General features: G+C 43.1%; 1 protein-coding gene. It reads left to right on the forward strand.

The window, feature by feature from the left end; all coding sequences use genetic code 11:
- Positions 1 to 339, forward strand: a 339-nt coding sequence (locus QPK98_RS15630) for a DUF7507 domain-containing protein (protein ID WP_435373110.1), incomplete at both ends; no start/stop codon positions are given.

A 339-nucleotide genomic window follows, 5' to 3' on the forward strand; every position in this document is an offset into this window, starting at 1 on the left:
AGGAAATGTAAGCCTATCGAATGTAATTGTTGACGATCCATTATTAGGAGGTCCAATAGCAGGTCCATTAAGTGGAGACACTGATGGCGACGGTGAGTTAGATGTAACTGAAACTTGGATTTACGAAGCAAGCTACGTTATCACACAAGATGACATTGATGCTGGCGAAGTTGAAAACCAAGCAACGACTACGGCTACTGCACCAGACCAAAGTACAGTAACAGATCTTTCGGGTACAGATATCGACAACGATGATCCAACGATAATCGAGCTTTGTCAAGATCCTGCCATTGCAATTGTGAAAACAGGAGTCTTTAATGACGAGAATGGCGATGAGTG

The organism is Aequorivita marina (assembly GCF_031631895.2).
GTDB classification, from domain to species: Bacteria; Bacteroidota; Bacteroidia; order Flavobacteriales; family Flavobacteriaceae; genus Aequorivita; species Aequorivita marina.